The following is a 19202-nucleotide window of genomic DNA, read 5'->3' as shown; positions in this document are numbered from 1 at the left end:
TGATATCTATCAGTTTTTATTTAGAATTAATAAAAATAAGATAATTTTGCGGAACTAACTTACTTATACAATGAAAAGAATAATTATTTCTGCTTCCTTACTGGCGGCAACGATGCTGAGTGCCCAAAAAACGGATACCGTCAAAGTTTCTGAAATTCAGTCCGTATCGCTGCAGGGAACCCACAATTACAGAACGAAAAAATCTGAATCTGTAGCGAGACTTCCTCTCGAAAACCTTGAAAACCCCACAGTGTACAACATTGTTCCGAAAGAAATCATCAGTGAGATGAACGCCGTTGATTTTAATACGGCAATGGCTTCCGCACCGGGAGTTGTGGTGAATAACAGTGTGAACGACAGTGGAAATGACATCTTTCTCAGAGGTTTCAGTTCCTCTGCCAATTTCAGAAACGGACTGCTTCAGAATCCAAGAGTACAGTCCGAAATTGCCAATGTGGAAAGGGTAGAAGTGATCAAAGGGCCTTCGGGAACTCTATTTGGAGGAACTCTGGCGAATTATGGAGGTGTCGTGAATATTGTTACCAAAAAACCTCAGGAAAATTTCGGGGGAATCATTGGATACACCACCGGAAGCTGGGGAATGAGCAGGATCACGGCAGATGTGAACACTCCTTTGAATAAGGAAAAAACGGCATTGGCAAGATTTAATGTAGCAGCCTATTCTCAGGATTCTTTCCAGGATGCTGGCTACAATAAAGGTTTGTTTTTCTCAGGAAGCATTCTGTACAAAGTCAGCGACAGAACAACCGTAACTCTCGATACAGAATTCCATGCACCGGAAAAAACATTGAATGCCTATGTAAGACAGTCTGAAAAATTAACGATCGGTTCCATGAAAGATCTCGCAGGAGCGCATGAAAGATCATTTACCAGCAATGATATCGGATCGAAAAGAACCAATTTTGTGACGATGGCTGAGGTGACCCATAAATTCAATGACCAATGGACTTCCAGAACTTCATACCAAAGAGGTCAGGCCAATGAAAACGAATCTATATTTTTAGTTTTGAATTATTTAAGCAATAATTCCGTTAGCAGGAGCATTCGTCCCTTTGACAATTACAAAATAACGACAGACAATATTCAGCAGAATTTTATTGGTGATTTCAGAATCGGAAACCTTAGAAACCGTTTAGTAGTGGGAGTAGATTATTTCCAACAGACCAGCAAGAACCAGTACCCAACGTTTAAAGCGGGAAGTAATATGTCATCTGTTTTTGCCCCGTATCCTTTGAACGGAGTATTTACAAGTGATTATGGTACTCCGAAAGGAAATGACATTGTCATGCTGGATTCCAGCTCTCCATGGACTTCAATTTCCAGAGATGTGGTCAGATCCATTCCAAGAACAGGGACGGGATATGATATCAACAAGATCAGTACTTTCAGTGTATACGCTTCCGATGTCCTGAATATCACAGATAATCTGTTGGTGATGGCAAGTTTAAGAATGGATAATTACAAAAGCGATAATATTATTTCCAATGGGGTAGAAGGAAAGGGGAAATATACCCAGACCCAGTTTGCTCCTAAATTTGGTGTGGTATATGAAATCGTAAAAAATGAAGTTTCATTCTTTGCTAATTACGTCAACGGATTCAAGAATGTAGCCCCAACAGTGGACCCAAGAGATAAAAATAATTATATAGAATACGATCCTGAGCAGGGAAACCAATTTGAAGCAGGTTTTAAAGTAGACTTATTTGGTAAAAAACTTCTGACTACGGTAAGTTATTACAACATGAGAATTAAAAACCGTTTGATGCCTGATCCTTCAGGAATTACAGGACTTTATATTCAGGATGGAAATATTAAAAACCAGGGTTTTGAACTGGACTTTGTAGCCAATCCTGTCAAAGGTTTAAATATAGTCGCCGGTTATGGATTTAATGATAACAAATTTGATGACAGAAGTAAAGATGCAGGCAAGAGAAGTGCATGGTCTCCAAAGCATGTTGCCAATCTCTGGACAAGCTACAAGATCATGGATGGTTCCTATGAAGGTCTGGGATTCGGAGCTGGATTTAATTTTGTAGACAAAACCTATATCAATATCACCAATCATTTTCTGGCACCGGCTTACACTACCGTAGGAGCCACTGTTTTCTATGATAAAAAGAAATACAGAATCGGGGTGAAGATGAATAACGCACTGAATGACACCTACTGGAATTTCTACGGCCAGCCTCAGAAGCCGAGAGAGATTCTTGCCAACTTTGCCTTTAAATTCTAACCTTAATGAAACAAAAATAAGAGCGGTAATTTCTTGCCGCTCTGCTGTACTGATAGATATGGAAAAGAAAACAACAGATAAAAAGAAAAAACAGGGAAAGTCCCTCACCAAAAAAATTACAGGATGGCTCCATCTCTGGCTGGGACTGGTTTCGGGAATTATTGTACTCGTGGTGACCCTTTCAGGAACGATGTTCGTCTTCTGTGACGAGATTATTGATCTCTGTGGAGGCAACGCCAAATATGTACAGGCTCCGGCCAATGCAAAAAAAATGTCACCTGAAGAACTGCTGGCCAGATTCCATCAGCAGGTTCCGGACAGAAAAGCATTTTATTTTGACACCTATAAAGATGCAGACAGAACGTTCAGGGTAGCTTCAGCCACAAAACCTCCCAAGGATAAGAACGCTCCCAAAGCAGGAAAGCCAAAGGGCCGCGGACCAAGAGGGGTATTTGCCTATCATTATCTTGATCCTTACACCGGTAAAATAACAGGTTCTACGAAAAGTTATGAATTTTTCTATATCGTGGCGCATATTCATGCCCAGCTTCTGGCCGGAAAATTCGGAAAAACAGTAGTCGGGGTGGCTTCCATCATATTTTTTGTTCAGCTGATTGGCGGGCTCATCCTCTGGTGGCCGAAAAAGTGGAACAAAACGACCAGAACAGCTGCCTTTAAAATAAAATCAAGAACCAAATGGCGCAGGAAAAACTATGATTTTCATAATGTTTTCGGGTTCTATTCATTATTACCGGCTGTATTTATTACCATTACGGGATTAATTATGGCCTACAAGATTTTGACAGACCTTACCCAGGAAGCCTTTGGCGGAATCGCAGATGCCCATGAAATTGCTGAGAAATATGAACCCAAATTTGATCCTGAGAAACAAGCATTGTCTTATGTAGATTTCGTAGATAAGAATTTCAAGGAATTTCCGGAAGCGAAACAGTTCAGAATGAGTATTCCAAGGAATGATTCAGCGACAGTGTACAATGTCGTTGCCGCAAAATTTATCGGTTTGAAAAGCCTTGTCAACGGTAAAAGTATGGAAACCAATAAATATACCGGCGAGGAAATTCAGTATCCAAAGGAAGTCATCATGCATGAAGTGATCGAACACATGAACTTTGATCTGCATGTAGGATATTGGGGCGGCATGTTCGGGAAGATTTTCACCTTTGTGATCGGAATTATCTGTACAAGCCTTCCGGTTACGGGCTTTCTGATCTGGTGGGGCAGACGCAAAAAATCACCGAAAAAATCAACAGAAGTTAAAAACATTCATCAACACAGAAAAGAACATCATGAACAGCCGGCTTAAATTTTTATTATTGAACCTATTCCTTCTTTGCAGTATCTCTGGCAGAGCACAGGAAAAAATAAATATCGGAGAAAAACAGATCATATCCTCAGCGATTCTTAATGAAAAAAGGGAAATCTGGATCCATCTTCCGAAAACCTATCACGACAGCAGCATCAGTCCTGCAAAATATCCGGTGATCTATCTTCTGGATGGAGAAATCAATTTCGAGTATTACAGCGGAATGAGCGATTTTCTATCCAAACCGCCCTATGCCGAGATTCCTGAATGCATCGTTGTCGGGATCAAAAATACAGAAAGGACCAGAGATCTTACTCCAACAAAATCACAGAAGAAAAGCCCGATAAATCCGAATGTCGTTCTTTTCGGGGACAGCGGCGAAAGTGAAAATTTTGTCAGATTTATGCAGGAAGAGTTGAAACCTTTCATCAGTAAAAACTACAGAACGCAGGATTACTCTATCTTGGTCGGGCATTCTTTCGGGGGACTTTTTGCCGTGAATGTACTGCTTACCCATCCGGAATATTTCAATGCTTATGTAGCTAATGATCCCAGTTTATGGTGGGATAATAAGGTTCTGATTTCCAAAACAAAGGAATATCTGGAAAAAAATAAAACGTTTCCGCTTCACAAATTCTTGTATGTTGCTCAGGCTGACAATGAGGAACAGAATAAAAACTGGAACTCGGATATGACTCAGGCGATTGATGAGTTTAAAAGAATTATTGAGAAAAACGGCACACTAAGTTATAAACACCATTTCTTTGAAAGTGAAGTTCACGGGACGGTTTCTTATCCGGGAAATTATGATGCTTTGAAATTCATCTTTAAAGGTTTCAGATCCGATATTAAAAAACTGTCTAAGAACCCGCAGCTGCTTGAAGAAGAGTATAAAAGATTTTCAGAGAAAGCCGGAACTGTTTTTACCCCTTCCGAAACCTATCTGAATACGATCCTTAAATTCATGAAAAGCAATGGTTTTAAAGAATCAGAGGATTATTTTATAAACTTAAAGAACAGACAGTATCCGAAGATTAAATAATTGATTAATCATATAAAAACTCATTAGTTTAGGGTAGATTGAGGACATATTCAATCTGCCCTTTTTTGTTGGTGATCTCAAAACAATAATGTAATCCTTTTTAAATGGGCCTTTTTTGAGTCTAATTAATTTTTGGTTTCATGAACATAAGACAGACAAAATTGAATAGCGCGGAAATCACCCAGAAAGGAGAAGCAAAAACGACCGCAAATACAAAGAGAGGAATGATTCCCTTTAATCCTGCAATGATGATTCCGTCCGTAGCCATACGGGTAGCCATTGAAGTGAGAATGCAGGCAAGCAACAAGGATGAAAGGCTTAAACCGATAGCAGTAGCGGCCAGTTTCCATTTTCCTGAAATCCCTGGATGTACATGCATTCTGTAAAATACAGCACTGCACATTAAAAAGATACCTGATGATATAAGAACAGGATAGATAGGAGATAAATCTGCAGCCATGATCACTAATGCTAAATTGGCAACCAGTACATTAATGAAAGTACACAGTATAAAAAGGAAAACATTTTGTGTCATGGTCATTGGTTAATCAGTGACTTAAATTACAACTATTTTTCAGACTTTATCCTGAAAAGTAACTTAGAAATCCATGATATATTAAAAGAGCAAATCTGAAGATTTACAGATTTGCTCTTTAATTTCTATAGAAGAATCAGGCTCGGTTCTTTGATAAGGTCTGCCTAATGCCTGTTGTCACAGTTGATGGTAAGATCCTTATGTGCTTTATCTAAAAATGTAATAGAAGGGCAGCCAAAAGATTGGGAAACAAATCCAAATACCACCGGAGGTTTTCCTTTGAAAAGATTGCCGGTCCATTGGAATCTATTGGCTTCGTCAGTGTCTATTCCATTCAGTGGAGTAAATTCTGCACCATCACCACCCGTGATGATCGTTTTATCAAAGATTTTTTCGTTACGGTTGTTAATTACTGCGAGCTGACGTTCCTGCACGATATCGTCTTCAAGAAAATCCTGAAGATAATAGGTGAGGTCGTTATCCTTAAATTTAAAAGTCTTTCCGTATTTAAATCGGGAGCCAGAGAAATATTTTTTCGAAACATCTGTGGCTGATTTTTCCCACTGCATAGGTTTTATCTTATTTTGAACAAATGGATCCTTATTTCCAAAATAGGCAATAGCGTTCGAATAACGGTCAAAAATACCCATATCTTTTTGAGTTTCGATCTGGAAACCAATCATATAAGACCCAGCGTCAACTTCTTCTCCTTCTGGGGCATATGGCGTAAGATAGGCCACCGCTTTTAACTTGTTGAGAGGAGTTTTCTGTAATTTATTGAATTCATAATTGAAAAGATACAGAGAATCATTCTCAGTAAGATGCATGCCGGTGAGCATTTTCTTTCTGTGCTCACTGTCAAGTTCCAAATACTGAAGCTTTTCAAAAGGAATATCTTTCTGATTTTTGATGAAGTCTGAGGGGATAGAAAGAGAATCTGTATAGATATCTGATACAGAAATAAAAACATCCATCAGCTCATTACGCTGTACAAGAGAGACATTATAAATATTGAAATGATTATAGTCTATTTCATTGGTCGTCTTCGCTGTTTTTACAGAATCATTGGTGATGCCTTTTGAATGGGTTGCCTGCTTACTGTCATCTTTTTTACATCCCGTAATAACCAGTTGTAAAAATAAAAGGACTAAGGCTGTACTGAATTTCATCATGTTTCTTACCTGAAAATAGGGATGGTGTTTAGAATGTTGCACGTTTTAATTATTTTATAATATAATAGGGTTCTGAAAAATATTTGCTAGGCTTGATATAGGCCGTTTTCCTGTCTGCATCAAACACCCAGTTGAATCTTCGCAAAAGGTCTGCACCAAAATAATTGACTGTTTGTTTTTTCAGGTCACCGATAAAAAATCCGGCTGAAACATCTTTTAAAACACTATTTCCTACCTTCAGAAAAGGAAGTATACCTTGTTTGGTGATGATGCTTTTCCCGCTGGAATTTTTTAAGGTTTTTTCGCCGGTGATCTTCAGTTTTTTGTCCAGTTCTTTTTCTGCAGCAAAATCATTACTGTACAGCAATCCTCCTGAGTATCCGGATTGAAGTACAAAATAAGCTTCCTGCTGTTTGTCACCGTCAATAACGTTGTCCGCTACAATATAAAATGCTTCCTGATCATACATTGTGACAATAGGTTGGTAGCCTTTCACATCTGGTGCTTTATCATAGACAATAAACTGATTGTGGTCGTAATCGATTTTAAATGCTTTTCCTCCAAACAGGACGGTTCCGATCTTTCCGTCTGCCTCGTGACCAGCCATTTGATTGTCTATAAAACGGACGTTATTCAGTGTTAGTTTTCCAATCTGCACGGTATTATTTTCGCTGATATCATCTTTGTCAAAAACAATATGATCTGCTTTTCGCTGTCTTTCCGGAGAAATAGCGGCATCTTCCATTGCGATCTGAAACATCAGATCCAGAGAATCCTTTTTATTGACTAAAGTCTTTACGATGATATTATTGTGTTTTGTGAGTCTGAAAGGAATGGTCTGCTGTGCCTGTACACTGAAAAAGACCGTAGAAAACAATAAAATGAGACCTGTTTTTTTGAACATGATGAAGTGATTAGTGGTTAAAATCCGGAATTTTAAAATTACCTATTATCTTTGGAACAGCAAACATTAATATCAAATGATTCAAAAACTGCTTAATGGTGGATTGCACTGGGAAAAAAAGGAATTCAAACGGAATGAATTTCTGAAGATTTCAGGGAGTTCCGATACCGATATTTATTTTGTAGAAAATGGCAGCGTCCGGATCTTTATCATGGACGAAAATGAAGAAAGGATTATCCGTTTCGGGTATGCCGGAAATATTGTGGTTTCTATGGATTCGTTTTTGTCGGGAAAGCCTTCGGATTTTTATATTCAGGCGATCAAGAAAACAACCGTAAAAGTGGCTTCAAAAAAGGATTTCTATACATTGATCCAGTCTAATGAAGAGCATCTTAAGTTTTGGATCTCAATTTTAGAAGATCTTGTCCTGCAGCAGCTTGAAAGGGAGAAAGATCTTTTGACCCATTCACCTAAAGAACGTTTTAAAAGAGTTTTGAAAAGAAGCCCGAAACTTTTTCAGGAAGTCCCGAATAAGTATATCGCCAATTATCTCAGAATGTCTCCGGAAACTTTATCACGACTTAAAAAATCTTGAGTTCCGTCAAGATTTAAGAAGAGTACGATTCGGAAATTTGCATAAAAATCATCAATGAAAATGTCTACATCACAATTGCTGGAAGAATTGAAAAGTCTTGCTCAGACCCATTTGAAATATGCAGAAAACCTTTTGCAGGAAACGGATGAAAAACTCAATTCCAGAATTTCGGAGGGCAGCTGGAGTGTGCTGGAATGCCTGGAGCATCTCAACCGGTACGGCGATTTCTATATCCCTGAAATCAATCAAAGGATTTCTTCTTCAAAAACATCTTCTGCCCCTGTTTTTAAACCTGGATTTTTGGGTAATTACTTTGCAAAATCGATGCAGCCTAAAGATAAATTAAACAAAATGAAAACTCTTAAAAGCATGGATCCCATCCACAGTCAGCTGGATAAAAGGGTAGTGGAGAAATTTATCCGACAGCAAAATCAGTTTTTAGATTTGCTTGAAAAAGCGGCAAGTGTTGATTTAAATACAATAAAAACCAGCGTCAGCATTTCAAAACTGATCAAAATTAAGTTGGGAGATACTTTTCGTTTTGTGATTTATCATAATGAAAGGCATATTCGTCAGGTAGAAAGCGTTTTGAAGAATTTGTAATCATAATGAAATCGGCATTTTAATACCTTTTCACCGGGTTATTGGCTCAAACGGAGGGTTAGTGGGCTATGCAGGAGGATCATGAGAAAGCAAAAATTATTGGAATTAGAGAAGGCTGTTTTATTTTGATTTTCGTAAATTTAGGCAAAAATTTACACGTGAAAAAGTTACTATTTGCACTTTGCATATCGGCTTCGGCTTTAAGTTTTGCTCAGGATTATTCTGTACCGGCTGCAAGTCCGCGTCAGAAGGTAGAGCAGCAGTTTTCAATGTCTAAAATAAGCATTGATTATGGAAGACCGGGGGTGAAAGGACGTAAGATCTTCGGAGAACTGGTTCCTTACGGACAGGTTTGGAGAGCTGGAGCGAACTCATCTACCAAAATCACATTCGGACAGTCTGTGAATTTCGGTGGGAAAATGGTTCCGGCTGGAACATATGGTCTTTTCATCGTTCCTACAGAAAAAGAATGGAAAGTAATATTGAATAAAGATTTCCAGCAGTGGGGCGCTTACACTTATGACCCGAAACAGGATGTAGTAGATATTACAGTACCTGTCAATAAACTGGCAGATAAACAGGAATGGTTTGAGATTACCTTAAATCCTACCGACGAAAATTCAGGGAACTTAGTCATTAAATGGGATATGGTTCAGGCAGAAGTTGCATTAAAACCTGCAAAACCTGATGCAGTAATCAAAATTTCAGATAAGCTGAAAGAAATCAAAAAAATTGAATCAGACGCAGCAAAAGCTAAAAGCTAAGCAAATGAAATTTTCAATACAATCTGTTTTAGACAGTCAGGAATACCAATTAATCCCCTTACAGCAAGGGGATTTTGAGTCTGTATATGAAGTGGCTTCAGATCCACGGGTTTGGGAGCAGCACCCTAATAAAAACCGCTATCAAAGAGAAGTTTTTGAGAGCTTTTTTAAAGGAGCTATGGAAAGCGAAGGAGCTTTTAAAATCATTGAGAAATCCTCAGGTGATGTTCTCGGCAGCACGCGTTTTTATAATTATGATGAAGCTGAGAACCGTATTTTCATTGGCTATACGTTCTACGGAACAAAATCCTGGGGAAGGGGAATCAATCCCAAAGTGAAAAAGATGATGCTAGATTATATCTTCCAGTTTGTAGATAAAGTACATTTTCATATCGGTAAAGAGAACATCCGTTCTCAGACTGCTTTGGAAAGAATTGGCGGGCAGAAGATCGGTGAAGAGGAAGTGGCTTATTTTGCAGAGCCTACAAGAACTAATTTTGTGTATGAAATAAAAAAAGAAGATCACACATGAAAAAATACAAAATACAGAAATCACCGTTTGTAGTTCCCACGACGGATGGGAAATTAATACAAGAACATTGGGGAAATTCCACAGGAAATTCAAACGTTTCCATTGCTCATATGGTGGCACCACCGGATTGGAGTGAGCCGCATCAGACTCCGGATTTTGATGAATTCACTCTGATTATTTCAGGGAAAAAACAGTTTGAAATAGATGGTGAAATTGTAGTTCTGGAAAAGGGACAAAGTATTCTCATCGAGAAAGGCTCAAGAGTATGTTACAGCAATCCGTTTTCAGAACCATGCGATTATATTGCCATCTGTCTTCCTGCGTTTTCTATGGAACTGGTGAATAGAGAGGAGGGTGTTTGAGTGTTGTAGAGTTTTAGAATTGGAGGGTTTGAGTGTTTTAGCGTAAAAAACCTGAAATATAAAGAAACTTTTAACTGATTTAAGATCAAAATATAAATGCTTCGACTCCGCTTAGCATGACAAAGCTAATACTAACTGTATTTTCTCACTGTCATGCTGATCGGAGTCGAAGCATCTTTTGTTATATTAGGCCAAATATTTGTAAAGATTCTTAATTATCACATCATCCAATCATTTCAAAACTTCTTTTAAAAACATCACCGTATGATTCCACGCTCTTTTGGCCATCATCTCATTATAATCCGGTGACTTCGGATCGGTGAAGGTATGTTTTGAATGCGCATAAGTGATAATTTGCCAGTCGGCATTACCTTCATTCATTTCTTTGATTAAATTATTGTAATCTTCCGGAGTTACGCCTTTATCATCCGCAGGGTTTTCAACTAAGATCTTTGCAGCAATAGGTCCGTTTTTTCGGGTCTGATCTTTTCCGATACTTCCATGAATAGACACAACGCCGGCAACCGGAAGACTTCCTCTGGCAGATTCCAAAGCACCCGTTCCACCGAAACAGTAGCCGATCACGGCAATTTTATCAGAAATAGCTCCGTTTTTTTTCAATTGTTCCAAAGCCAAAGAAATACGTTTTTGATAAGCGTCATAATTCTGTTTGTAATATCCTGAAGATTTCCCTGCTGAAGCATTATCTGCCGGAATATTTCCTTCCCCGTAAATATCTGCAATAAAAGCAATATACCCTTGTTTCTCAAGTTCGGCAGCGGCAGTTTTAGCTTCATCATCAATGCCTTTCCATGCGGGAAGGATGAGAACTCCCGGGAGTTTTTTTCCTGCGTTGGAAGTGACCAGACCATTCAGTTTCTGTGAACCGTCCTGATAGGAAACCGTTTTTAGTTTTTGACCGAAAATAGTTCCTGTACTCATTATACAAGCTGTTAATAGAAGGTTACGTATCATATTGCAAATTTTAATTAATATTTTGAATGTGTGCGGACATAAAAAATCCTCAACTAAATTACTGAAAATAACTTAGATTGAGGATCAGTTGTATACATAAGAAAATACCTTGATTTTTATTTTAAACTTAGCAAAAGCTGAATGTTTAAAACGAAAAAAAGATTTCTATTGGGTCGAAAGATACTTAAGCGCTTCTTCTATGACACGGTCTATGAATGTTGCCGGACTGTTTTTCATCTGCTGTAATTCTGCATCGGTAGGAGGTGTTACATAGATGTCAGGTTTCACTCCAATTCCTTCTATAACTGCTCCGCTAGCATCTTTTGCAGCCATTAATGGTATATAGAATTCAAGAATACCACCGGCAACAAGATCTCTGCTTCCCCCGTTAAAATCATCAGAGCCTCCAAGTCCTGCAGTTGCACCAGCGCTGTAATCACCCATTGAAATTATATGATTCCCCTGGCTCTTCAGCATCAATGTTGTTATTTCAGACATACTGGCACTTGCTTTATCTGTTAAAATGACAGTAGGAATATTTTTTGGAATACCAAATAAATGAGGAGTAGTCTGTACAGGCACCCATGGTGTATAATTGAATTGCCCGTTTCCTTCTTTGGTTCTCTGGTAATAGGCGATCGCATTTTTAGTGATGAAGCGATCTGAGAAAAAGCGGGCATCAATAACTGCCCCACCACCATTGCTTCTTAAATCAATGATGATTTTTTTGATATTTCCCCTACGTAAAGGATTTAAAAACTTTTTGTAAAATGGAGCTTTCGCTAAAATTGCGGTTGCTGCCGTTTGAAACTGGTTTAAATTATATCCATATTTTACATGTTCATCCATCTTCTGAATAAACCATTGGATATAGGGCAGGGTTTCATTAGTCGAAACCGATGAATAGGTTGCAGCTGCAGAATACTTTACCAGATTATTTGATTGCGTTAGCGCTTGCTGGGTCAGGGTTAAAAATGGGTCTGATAAGATTTCAGTAGTTTTAAAAGTCTTGATCTGCTCATTAAATGCTTTGATATCATTGGAATTTGGAAAAGTATTCCATTGATTTAAGATGTTGAGCGTGAAATTTTTAACCTGATTTCGTACAGTAATATTGGTGATAGCATTGAGTTCAGAGCTGTTTTCAATCATTGCAGGGGTTAGTACCAGATTGTTACCGGGGTCAGGGCTGAGGTATTTGTCAGAAAGATTAATCTTTTGGGAGGAAGACAGCGTAAAATTCTTAAAACTGAAGTAATAGACTCCGGGATTTGCTTTTAAACTTCCTGCCAGTAAAAAATTATTAGATAATAAGGCTCCATCTTCCAACCTCTCTTTCATGTAAGCGTATTTGTTGTCAAAAGGATAAGTATTGGGTCCTTTGGTTTTCATACCCCCATAAAAGGTATACGTAATATTAATTCCTGAATTGGAATAAGGCATTTTTATTTTCACATTAAAATGACGGTCAATGATAGGATCTACAATTTCTGTAAAATATTGTCTTGCTTTTTCAGCATCTGCCTGATAATCAGCATCGCTTGCTCCGGAATTTTGGTTGTAGGATTTCAGCGCTTCAAACTTCGGATAATAGGTTTTATAGATAGTATTCCAGTCCATATCATCGTTTCTCTTTTGCTCATAAAAGTAATTATAACGCTGATCCATAACCTTCCAGAAGACTTTGAAAAGATCTGCATAAGATTTTACATCATTACTGGTATACCGGGTAGCCTCAGTAATAGATTCGCTTTCTTCAAGACATGAATTCAATGTTCCTGAAGCCATAGATAACAGTAAACCTAAGGTGATTAATTTCTTTTTCATATTGTATTTATTTAGTTATTTAAATTTATAAGACGCTCCTACAGAGATCATATAAGACCTTACAGATGCTTTTTGTTTTTTATCTTCATTATCTTTATTGATATCCGAAAGCCCATGCTGATAAGAATATGATGCGTATACATTCATCTTTTTGAACGAGTAGCCCAGCTGTGTTTTTCCTGTTAAACCATAATTCCAGCGGTTCAGCTGATTTTCATTTTTCTTGAAGTCATAAGTATCTGATAATTCCGTATAATTGTAAGTTCCGTTTTCCTGCAGTTCCCCGAATACAGGATATCTTCCTTTTCTTTTCATGCTAAGCCAATACTCAGAATACATTCCACCTTCCACTTTAAGCCATACTCCCGTAGTTTCATAGGGATTGTTGAAGATATATGCACCTACTGTCAAAGGGAGGGTAAGAAAGTTATTGGTGTACCGGGTATACCAGCCCGTACGGCTCCCTGTGCGTTGAAACTCATAGTTTTTCTGTTGAAAACCAATTCCCGGGGAAACGAAAAAGGATTTCCAAACTAAATACTCTCCGGATAAATTGACACCAAAACCCAGGCGGCTTTTATATTTGGAGTCCACAAGGTTTGAAAGATCGGCATGTAATATACTGGATGTATATCCTGCATCCAGTCCTAAATTAAAATGATGCTGGGCCGAAACAAATGTGCCCAAAGACAACAAGCAAAGACTGACTGCTTTACATAATTCTTTTTTCATAAAGTGAGTTATTTAAATTTTGTAGCGGCCAAAATAATGAAAAATAGCCGGATTTTAAGCGTTTTTAATTTTTTAAATAACTGATTATGATTTAGTTATGGTGTTGTTGGGGTTGCTTTTTTTAATCAATTAATGGAAATGGTAGGAATATTTAACAATGAATCTTTTCACAAAGAAAAATCCTCAACTAACAATTGAGGATCTGTAGAATATTATTAAAAGTAAAATTTAATGAAGTTTTACCCCTAAGTGATCAAGTTCTCTTTCTAAATTGGTCTCCGGCAGCACATGAATCGTATGAAAACCTAAAGTTTTCGCCATCTCAATATTTTTTGGATTGTCATCAATGAAAACAGACTCATCCGCCTGGATATTGTATCTTTCCAGTAAAACATGCCAGATTTTAGGATCGGGTTTGATCAGCTTTTCGGTTCCTGAAACCACAATCTTTCCATTAAAAATTTGAAAAAAATCATAATTTTCCAAAGCGTAAGGGAAGGTTTCCTCAGACCAGTTGGTCAGTCCGAACAATTGATAATCCGTATTTTTTAAACGTCTTAAAATCTCTACATTCTCGGGAATATCGCTTTTCAGCATCACCGTCCAGTTATCATAGTAGGCTCTGAGCTCCTTTTCCCATTCCGGAAATTTTTTCACCTGAATGTTGGTGCCTTCTGCCAGACTTCTTCCTTTATCTTGTTGCTCATTCCATTCAGACTGAGCAATATTCTCCAGGAAATGTTCCATTTTTTCATCGTCATTGAAATAATCTTTAAAGAAATATCTTGGATTCCAATCCATTAAAACGCCGCCAAAATCGAAGATGATATTTTTAATTTTCATAGATGTTTTTAAACTTATTTGATTACTTAATTACAAAAGTCGCAAAAGTTTTGATATTTAAACCCTTAAGAATACTTAAATTTCAAAAGATTCTTATGCTGGAAATGCAGGGTTCATATAAGTGGTTAATTAAACTTTTATAATTTTATTTCACCACAAAAGTCACAAAAGTTTTAATTCATTAAACACTTTAGATCACTTTAGCTTCAAAAGATGACCATCCTGAAAAAAATAAGATCACATAAGCAGAAAATCAGAGATTTTCATAAAAACTTAAGTGTAATTATTTTGCGTAATGTATGTACTTTAAAATAACTAAAGTGTTCAAAAACTTTTGTGGTAAAAAAAAACAGCAGTTTATTCCGGTTTATAGAATTGATATTGCTCATTTTCATAATACGCATTGATATGATGAAGACCGTTTGTAAGGATAATTTCTTTCGCTCCAATGACGGAATTATATCTCGCTGTCTGTTCAAATGTTTTCTCCGTCAGTTTGATCTGAGGGGCTTTGCATTCGATCAGGATTACGGGTTCGGTTTTTTCCGTTACCAGAAGGTCTATTCTTTTGGTAAGGCCGTTCAATAGGATCTTTTTCTCTGTGATCAGGGCAGATGCAGAATAGCCTTTTACCGTAAGATAATAGTGAATCCAGTGCTGGCGTACCCATTCTTCAGGAGTGAGCAGAAGGTAAGTTTTTCGGACTAAGTCATAAATAAAAAACTTATCTTTGTCTTTCTTGAATTTAAAATCAAAAGTTTCCTGAAAATTCAGTTTTGGAAGTTCCATTAATAAGATGAAAGAATTAGATTTAATCCTCAAAAATATTAAAAATAAAGAAGTTTTACCTATTTATTTTTTCCACGGAGAAGAACCTTACTTTATTGATGCTGCTGTAAAAGTGCTTGAACACGACTTTCTGGAGGAAGATGAAAAAGCTTTTAACCAGACGGTAGTGTATGGAAAAGATACTTCTTATCAGGAGATCCTTTCCCTTGCCAGACAGTTTCCGATGATGGGCGACAGGCAGGTGATCATCGTTAAGGAAGCTCAGGATCTGAAATTCAATGAGGAAGAAAACCGCGTTCTGGAAACCTATGTGGAAAATCCGGTTCCTTCTACAGTCCTTGTTTTTGCCCATAAGCATAAGAAGCTTGACAGCAGGAAAAAAGCGACAAAAGCATTGGATAAAGCCAAAGCACTTTTCCTAAGTGAATCTGTAAGAGACAGCAATCTTCCCAAATGGATCGCAGACGAATGTGCAATGCTGAAAATCAAAACTGCCCCGAATATCTCCAATCTACTGGCAGAATATCTCGGAAACGACCTTTCAAGAATTGCCAACGAACTGAACAAACTCAAGATCATTCTTAAAGAAGGTGAAATGCTGGATGGAACGATCGTAGAAAACCATATCGGGATCAGTAAAGAATACAATGTTTTTGAACTTCAGAAAGCTTTAGGAACCAAAAATGCCGATGCAGCCTTCAGGATTGCTCATTTTATGGGTAAAAACCCAAAGAACAACCCGTTTGTGATGATGCTCGCCAATCTATACAGCTATTTTTCCAATGTGATCATTTACCAAACCATGGCCGGACAGCCGCCACAGGTCATTGCTTCACAAATGGGCGTTAATCCCTATTTCATTAAAGATTATGCGGAAAGCGCAAGACTGTATCCCCTGAAACACGCCACCAGAGTTATTTCTATTTTAAGAGAATTCGATATGAAAGGAAAAGGCCTTGGAGCCGTGAATATGGGAGAAGCTGAGCTGATCAAGGAGTTGGTGTATAAGATTATCAATGTGGATAAGATTAAGATGAAGGTTTGATGAGTATTAGCGTTGGAGAGTATGAGAGTTTTAGTGTGGGAGCGTTTTAGAGTGGGATAGTTTAGGATTTTATTTTTTGTTGGTATGAGAAAAAGTGTTTTCCTGATTGTTTTGTCTGCGGTTATAATGGTTTTTGCGACTCAGAATGTTTTAGGACAGATAAAAGGGAGTCATTATGAATTAACTATTGCACCGGATCAGAAAGCAGTCCTTATTCTATTTCCCTGCTTTCCCTGCAATATACAACATACAAAAACGGAAGCCGGATTTTTAAAAAACATCGAAAAGAAAGGCGTTACTACGATTCTTTTAGACTACAATCAGAAATTATTTTTAACGGAATCTGAAAAGCAGGAGTACGCAAAAACTTTACACAGGATCTTTAAACGCAACAAAATTTTGCCCGATAATATATACATCGGAGGTTTTTCCGGTGGTGGAAATGTTGCCCTTTTGATGACGGCTTTCCTCATTAAAAATCAGGATCCTCTACAACCCAAAGGCCTGCTGGTCGTAGATTCTCCAATCGATCTTGAAAAGCTCTATGATAACGCCAAAAAAGATGTAGCCAAAAATGCGGATCCCGAAGCTGTAGAAGAAGGAAAGTTCCTGACGGAACTTCTGGAAAAAGAAATAGGGAAACCAGATATCAATCGCGAAAAATATAAAACGTTTTCACCTTACTTAATGTCTGCATCTCCTGATGAAGGCAATATCCAATATCTCAAGCATATTAAAACAAGATTTTACTGTGAACCTGCCCTGAAATGGCAGCTTGAAAACAAAAACCGAACCTACGAAGAACTTAACGCCTACATACTGGAAAAAGCCCATCAGACATTACTTAAAGCAGGAAATATACAGGCAGAACTGATCCAAACCAAAGACCGGGGCATCCGTGCTGACGGAACAAGACATCCTCATTCATGGAGTATCGTGGATGGGAATGAGCTGGTGAAGTGGATGGTGAATTTTAGGTAGCAGATATTAGGTAGCAGGTTGTAGGGATTAGGGATTAGGGATTAGGGATTAGGGATTGTGCTGAAGGTTGAAATTATATTTTTTCGATTTTAGTCAACAGCTAGGATATAAGACATCAGATATCAGAAGCTGAACTTATTGTCTTAATTACTACGAACCAGCAACCAGAACCTAACAACCTCTCAAACCAAAAAAACTCGTCCATTGAGAAACCCGAAACTCGCACCCCGCACCCAGGGTATCTCAACTCTAAGAACCAGCAACCAGCAACTGACAACGTTCCCCCAACTCATTTACTCTAAAACCCTCCAACTCTCCAACTCCGAAACCCTCCCACACTCAAACACATACCTCCCAATCGACAGCCCCCATATTTCATATTGACAAGTATCATTAAAAATACTTTAATAAAACATTAAAAATTACGAAATTAGCGGTCTGAATTAAAATCTTTTTGAACAAAGTAAATTATGGAACAAAACATTTTAGATTGTGTGATCGTTGGATCCGGGCCTTCTGGCTTTACAGCGGCTATTTATGCAGCAAGAGCAGACTTGAAACCAGAATTATACACAGGTTTGGAGCCGGGCGGACAATTAACCACAACTACGGAGGTTGATAACTTTCCAGGATATCCGGCAGGGATTACAGGGCCTGAAATGATGATGGATCTGCAGAAGCAGGCGGAAAGATTCGAGACTAAAGTTCATTATGAAATGATCACTAAAGCTGAATTCTCCAAAGAAGAAGGCGGTGTTCACAAATTATACGCAGGAAATAAGGAAATCCTGGCCAAAACAGTAATTATCTCTACAGGAGCTACCGCAAAATATCTGGGCCTTGATGATGAGAAGAAATATGCAGGAGGCGGTGTTTCCGCATGTGCTACGTGCGACGGATTCTTCTACAGAGGAAAAGACGTGGTAGTAGTAGGAGCAGGAGATACAGCGGCAGAAGAAGCGACTTATCTGGCAAAGCTTACGAAAAAAGTAACGATGCTGGTAAGAAAAGACGTGTTCAGAGCTTCCAAAGCTATGATCCACAGAGTAGAAAACACCCCGAATATCGAAGTGAAATTCAACCATGAATTAATTGGAATTGAAGGGGAGAACAGCCTGGTAGAAAGAGCAATGATCATCAACAACCAGACTCAGGAGAAGTCTTCAGTAGATGTAGACGGTATCTTTATCGCCATCGGTCACAAGCCGAATACCGATATTTTCGTGGGACAAATCGATCTTGATGAAAACGGATACATACTTACTGAAAAAGGGTCTACAAGAACCAATCTTCCGGGTGTATTTGCTGCAGGAGATGTTCAGGATCATATCTACAGACAGGCAATCACCGCTGCAGGAAGCGGATGTATGGCTGCTATGGATGCAGAGAAATATCTTGCTGAATTACATTAATATTCAGCTTTTACAATACAGAGCGTACCCGGTGGGTGCGCTTTTTTTATTTCACTTTATCCCTTTTCTTGCCACAAAACTTTTAATTAGTGGGATCACATTCCCCTCCTCCGGAGGGGTGGCGAAAATTCAAAGAATTTTTGACGGGGTGGTTTAAAAGATATATATATAAACCCCACCGTTTCATGAAAATCTTTAGTTTTCCATTGAACGGAAACTTATTTTATTCAAAATTTCATCCGGCTTCAGCCAAAACCTACTGTTTCAGTTTTTATCTCCCGCAGATTTCTCAGATAACACAGATTTCTTAGAGCCATGTTGAGGTTTTTATCCTTCAGCCAGCTCTAAACTCCTTCCTGATGGTCTGTAAACGGGCTCTCTCCGGTTACTGAAGTGGTTGCAGGCTCTTTGTAAGTGTCTGTAGGTTGTTACTGAACGACCTAGACCCGGTTGATGAACGGGTTTTATCCACTTATGGAAGGGGAGATACCCCCTTGTGTAAGGGGGTAGA

At 38.2% G+C, this 19202-nt stretch carries 20 protein-coding genes; 12 read left to right on the top strand and 8 right to left on the bottom strand.

All coding sequences use genetic code 11. The features are described 5' to 3' along the window. Window positions 1-70: 70 nt before the first annotated feature. Genes LC419_RS22125 through LC419_RS22115 form a run of 3 tightly spaced genes read left to right on the top strand, consistent with a single transcriptional unit; the run spans window position 71 to window position 4620 of the window. Window positions 71-2254, top strand: coding sequence for a TonB-dependent siderophore receptor (locus LC419_RS22125; RefSeq protein ID WP_223609387.1), 2184 nt, complete (start codon window positions 71-73; stop codon window positions 2252-2254). Between the two features lie 58 nt (window positions 2255-2312). After that, window positions 2313-3578, top strand: a complete 1266-nt coding sequence (locus LC419_RS22120) for a PepSY domain-containing protein (protein ID WP_223609386.1) — start codon at window positions 2313-2315, stop codon at window positions 3576-3578. A gap of 10 nt (window positions 3579-3588) precedes the next feature. Next, window positions 3589-4620, top strand: a complete 1032-nt coding sequence (locus LC419_RS22115; protein WP_223609385.1) for an alpha/beta hydrolase — start codon at window positions 3589-3591, stop codon at window positions 4618-4620. A 121-nt stretch (window positions 4621-4741) separates the two neighbouring features. On the opposite strand, the gene LC419_RS22110 is transcribed toward LC419_RS22115, so the two are convergent. From LC419_RS22110 to LC419_RS22100, 3 genes are all read right to left on the bottom strand, one after another. Further along, window positions 4742-5155 (bottom strand): hypothetical protein, encoded by a 414-nt coding sequence (locus LC419_RS22110; RefSeq protein WP_223609384.1) that lies wholly within the window; start codon window positions 5153-5155, stop codon window positions 4742-4744. 164 nt (window positions 5156-5319) lie between these two features. Beyond that, window positions 5320-6369 carry a hypothetical protein gene (locus tag LC419_RS22105; protein WP_223609383.1) on the bottom strand — a complete coding sequence of 350 codons (1050 nt, stop codon included), beginning with the start codon at window positions 6367-6369 and terminating at the stop codon, window positions 5320-5322. A 7-nt stretch (window positions 6370-6376) separates the two neighbouring features. After that, window positions 6377-7231, bottom strand: a complete 855-nt coding sequence (locus LC419_RS22100) for a hypothetical protein (RefSeq protein ID WP_223609382.1) — start codon at window positions 7229-7231, stop codon at window positions 6377-6379. A 76-nt stretch (window positions 7232-7307) separates the two neighbouring features. Between LC419_RS22100 and LC419_RS22095 the strand changes: the two genes are divergently transcribed. The 6 genes from LC419_RS22095 to LC419_RS22070 all read left to right on the top strand — a co-directional run bounded on the left by LC419_RS22095 (window position 7308) and on the right by LC419_RS22070 (window position 10087). Then, the gene (locus tag LC419_RS22095; RefSeq protein ID WP_223609381.1) at window positions 7308-7826 is read left to right on the top strand and encodes a Crp/Fnr family transcriptional regulator; all 519 of its coding nucleotides are present in this window, start codon (window positions 7308-7310) and stop codon (window positions 7824-7826) included. Window positions 7827-7886: 60 nt separating this feature from the next. Continuing rightward, window positions 7887-8429 (top strand): DinB family protein, encoded by a 543-nt coding sequence (locus LC419_RS22090; protein ID WP_306666591.1) that lies wholly within the window; start codon window positions 7887-7889, stop codon window positions 8427-8429. Beyond that, on the top strand, window positions 8422-8514 hold the full coding sequence (locus LC419_RS24245) for an MGMT family protein (RefSeq protein WP_368734507.1): 93 nt from the start codon (window positions 8422-8424) through the stop codon (window positions 8512-8514). Before LC419_RS22090 ends, LC419_RS24245 begins: the two co-directional genes overlap by 8 nt. Window positions 8515-8587: 73 nt before the next feature. Beyond that, window positions 8588-9193: a DUF2911 domain-containing protein gene (locus LC419_RS22080; protein ID WP_223609379.1), complete on the top strand. Its 606-nt coding sequence runs from the start codon at window positions 8588-8590 to the stop codon at window positions 9191-9193. Between the two features lie 4 nt (window positions 9194-9197). Next, window positions 9198-9725: a GNAT family N-acetyltransferase gene (locus LC419_RS22075; RefSeq protein ID WP_223609378.1), complete on the top strand. Its 528-nt coding sequence runs from the start codon at window positions 9198-9200 to the stop codon at window positions 9723-9725. Further along, entirely contained in the window at window positions 9722-10087 is a 366-nt protein-coding gene (locus LC419_RS22070; RefSeq protein WP_223609377.1) for a cupin domain-containing protein, read from the top strand. Before LC419_RS22075 ends, LC419_RS22070 begins: the two co-directional genes overlap by 4 nt. A 231-nt stretch (window positions 10088-10318) precedes the next feature. Here LC419_RS22070 and LC419_RS22065 read toward each other — a convergent pair whose 3' ends face one another. From LC419_RS22065 to LC419_RS22045, 5 genes are all read right to left on the bottom strand, one after another. Continuing rightward, entirely contained in the window at window positions 10319-11062 is a 744-nt protein-coding gene (locus tag LC419_RS22065) for a dienelactone hydrolase family protein (protein ID WP_223609376.1), read from the bottom strand. A gap of 165 nt (window positions 11063-11227) precedes the next feature. Then, a complete protein-coding gene (locus tag LC419_RS22060) occupies window positions 11228-12889 on the bottom strand; it encodes a S41 family peptidase (protein ID WP_223609375.1) in 1662 nt (553 codons plus the stop codon). Between the two features lie 15 nt (window positions 12890-12904). Then, window positions 12905-13621 carry an outer membrane beta-barrel protein gene (locus LC419_RS22055; protein ID WP_223609374.1) on the bottom strand — a complete coding sequence of 239 codons (717 nt, stop codon included), beginning with the start codon at window positions 13619-13621 and terminating at the stop codon, window positions 12905-12907. 228 nt (window positions 13622-13849) lie between these two features. Continuing rightward, entirely contained in the window at window positions 13850-14464 is a 615-nt protein-coding gene (locus tag LC419_RS22050; protein ID WP_223609373.1) for an HAD family phosphatase, read from the bottom strand. A gap of 357 nt (window positions 14465-14821) precedes the next feature. Next, the gene (locus LC419_RS22045) at window positions 14822-15253 is read right to left on the bottom strand and encodes a type I restriction enzyme HsdR N-terminal domain-containing protein (protein ID WP_223609372.1); all 432 of its coding nucleotides are present in this window, start codon (window positions 15251-15253) and stop codon (window positions 14822-14824) included. A gap of 7 nt (window positions 15254-15260) precedes the next feature. On the opposite strand from LC419_RS22045, the gene holA reads away from it, so the two are divergent. The 3 genes from holA (at window position 15261) to trxB (ending at window position 18691) form a co-directional block, all read left to right on the top strand. Then, complete coding sequence (holA, locus tag LC419_RS22040; RefSeq protein ID WP_223609371.1) at window positions 15261-16298, top strand: DNA polymerase III subunit delta; 1038 nt, start codon at window positions 15261-15263, stop codon at window positions 16296-16298. Between the two features lie 84 nt (window positions 16299-16382). Next, on the top strand, window positions 16383-17279 hold the full coding sequence (locus LC419_RS22035; protein ID WP_223609370.1) for a hypothetical protein: 897 nt from the start codon (window positions 16383-16385) through the stop codon (window positions 17277-17279). Between the two features lie 470 nt (window positions 17280-17749). Then, window positions 17750-18691, top strand: a complete 942-nt coding sequence (gene trxB / locus LC419_RS22030) for a thioredoxin-disulfide reductase (RefSeq protein ID WP_034731014.1) — start codon at window positions 17750-17752, stop codon at window positions 18689-18691. Window positions 18692-19202: the final 511 nt, after the last annotated feature.

Source organism: Chryseobacterium sp. OSA05B, from assembly GCF_019970065.1.
In the GTDB taxonomy this organism is placed as follows: Bacteria; Bacteroidota; Bacteroidia; order Flavobacteriales; family Weeksellaceae; genus Chryseobacterium.
The sequence above is the reverse complement of the archived record's forward strand: the minus strand, read 5'-3'. Positions and strand labels throughout refer to the sequence as shown.

Excerpts from the sequence above, each read along its gene's own strand:
- LC419_RS22125 (WP_223609387.1), top strand. The coding sequence starts at position 71 with ATGAAAAGAATAATTATTTCTGCTTCCTTACTGGCGGCAACGATGCTG.
- LC419_RS22120 (WP_223609386.1), top strand. The coding sequence starts at position 2,313 with ATGGAAAAGAAAACAACAGATAAAAAGAAAAAACAGGGAAAGTCCCTC.
- LC419_RS22110 (WP_223609384.1), bottom strand. The coding sequence starts at position 5,155 with ATGACACAAAATGTTTTCCTTTTTATACTGTGTACTTTCATTAATGTA.
- LC419_RS22100 (WP_223609382.1), bottom strand. The coding sequence starts at position 7,231 with ATGTTCAAAAAAACAGGTCTCATTTTATTGTTTTCTACGGTCTTTTTC.
- LC419_RS22095 (WP_223609381.1), top strand. The coding sequence starts at position 7,308 with ATGATTCAAAAACTGCTTAATGGTGGATTGCACTGGGAAAAAAAGGAA.
- LC419_RS22090 (WP_306666591.1), top strand. The coding sequence starts at position 7,887 with ATGTCTACATCACAATTGCTGGAAGAATTGAAAAGTCTTGCTCAGACC.
- LC419_RS22075 (WP_223609378.1), top strand. The coding sequence starts at position 9,198 with ATGAAATTTTCAATACAATCTGTTTTAGACAGTCAGGAATACCAATTA.
- LC419_RS22070 (WP_223609377.1), top strand. The coding sequence starts at position 9,722 with ATGAAAAAATACAAAATACAGAAATCACCGTTTGTAGTTCCCACGACG.
- LC419_RS22065 (WP_223609376.1), bottom strand. The coding sequence starts at position 11,062 with ATGATACGTAACCTTCTATTAACAGCTTGTATAATGAGTACAGGAACT.
- LC419_RS22060 (WP_223609375.1), bottom strand. The coding sequence starts at position 12,889 with ATGAAAAAGAAATTAATCACCTTAGGTTTACTGTTATCTATGGCTTCA.
- LC419_RS22055 (WP_223609374.1), bottom strand. The coding sequence starts at position 13,621 with ATGAAAAAAGAATTATGTAAAGCAGTCAGTCTTTGCTTGTTGTCTTTG.
- LC419_RS22050 (WP_223609373.1), bottom strand. The coding sequence starts at position 14,464 with ATGAAAATTAAAAATATCATCTTCGATTTTGGCGGCGTTTTAATGGAT.
- LC419_RS22045 (WP_223609372.1), bottom strand. The coding sequence starts at position 15,253 with ATGGAACTTCCAAAACTGAATTTTCAGGAAACTTTTGATTTTAAATTC.
- holA (WP_223609371.1), top strand. The coding sequence starts at position 15,261 with ATGAAAGAATTAGATTTAATCCTCAAAAATATTAAAAATAAAGAAGTT.
- LC419_RS22035 (WP_223609370.1), top strand. The coding sequence starts at position 16,383 with ATGAGAAAAAGTGTTTTCCTGATTGTTTTGTCTGCGGTTATAATGGTT.
- trxB (WP_034731014.1), top strand. The coding sequence starts at position 17,750 with ATGGAACAAAACATTTTAGATTGTGTGATCGTTGGATCCGGGCCTTCT.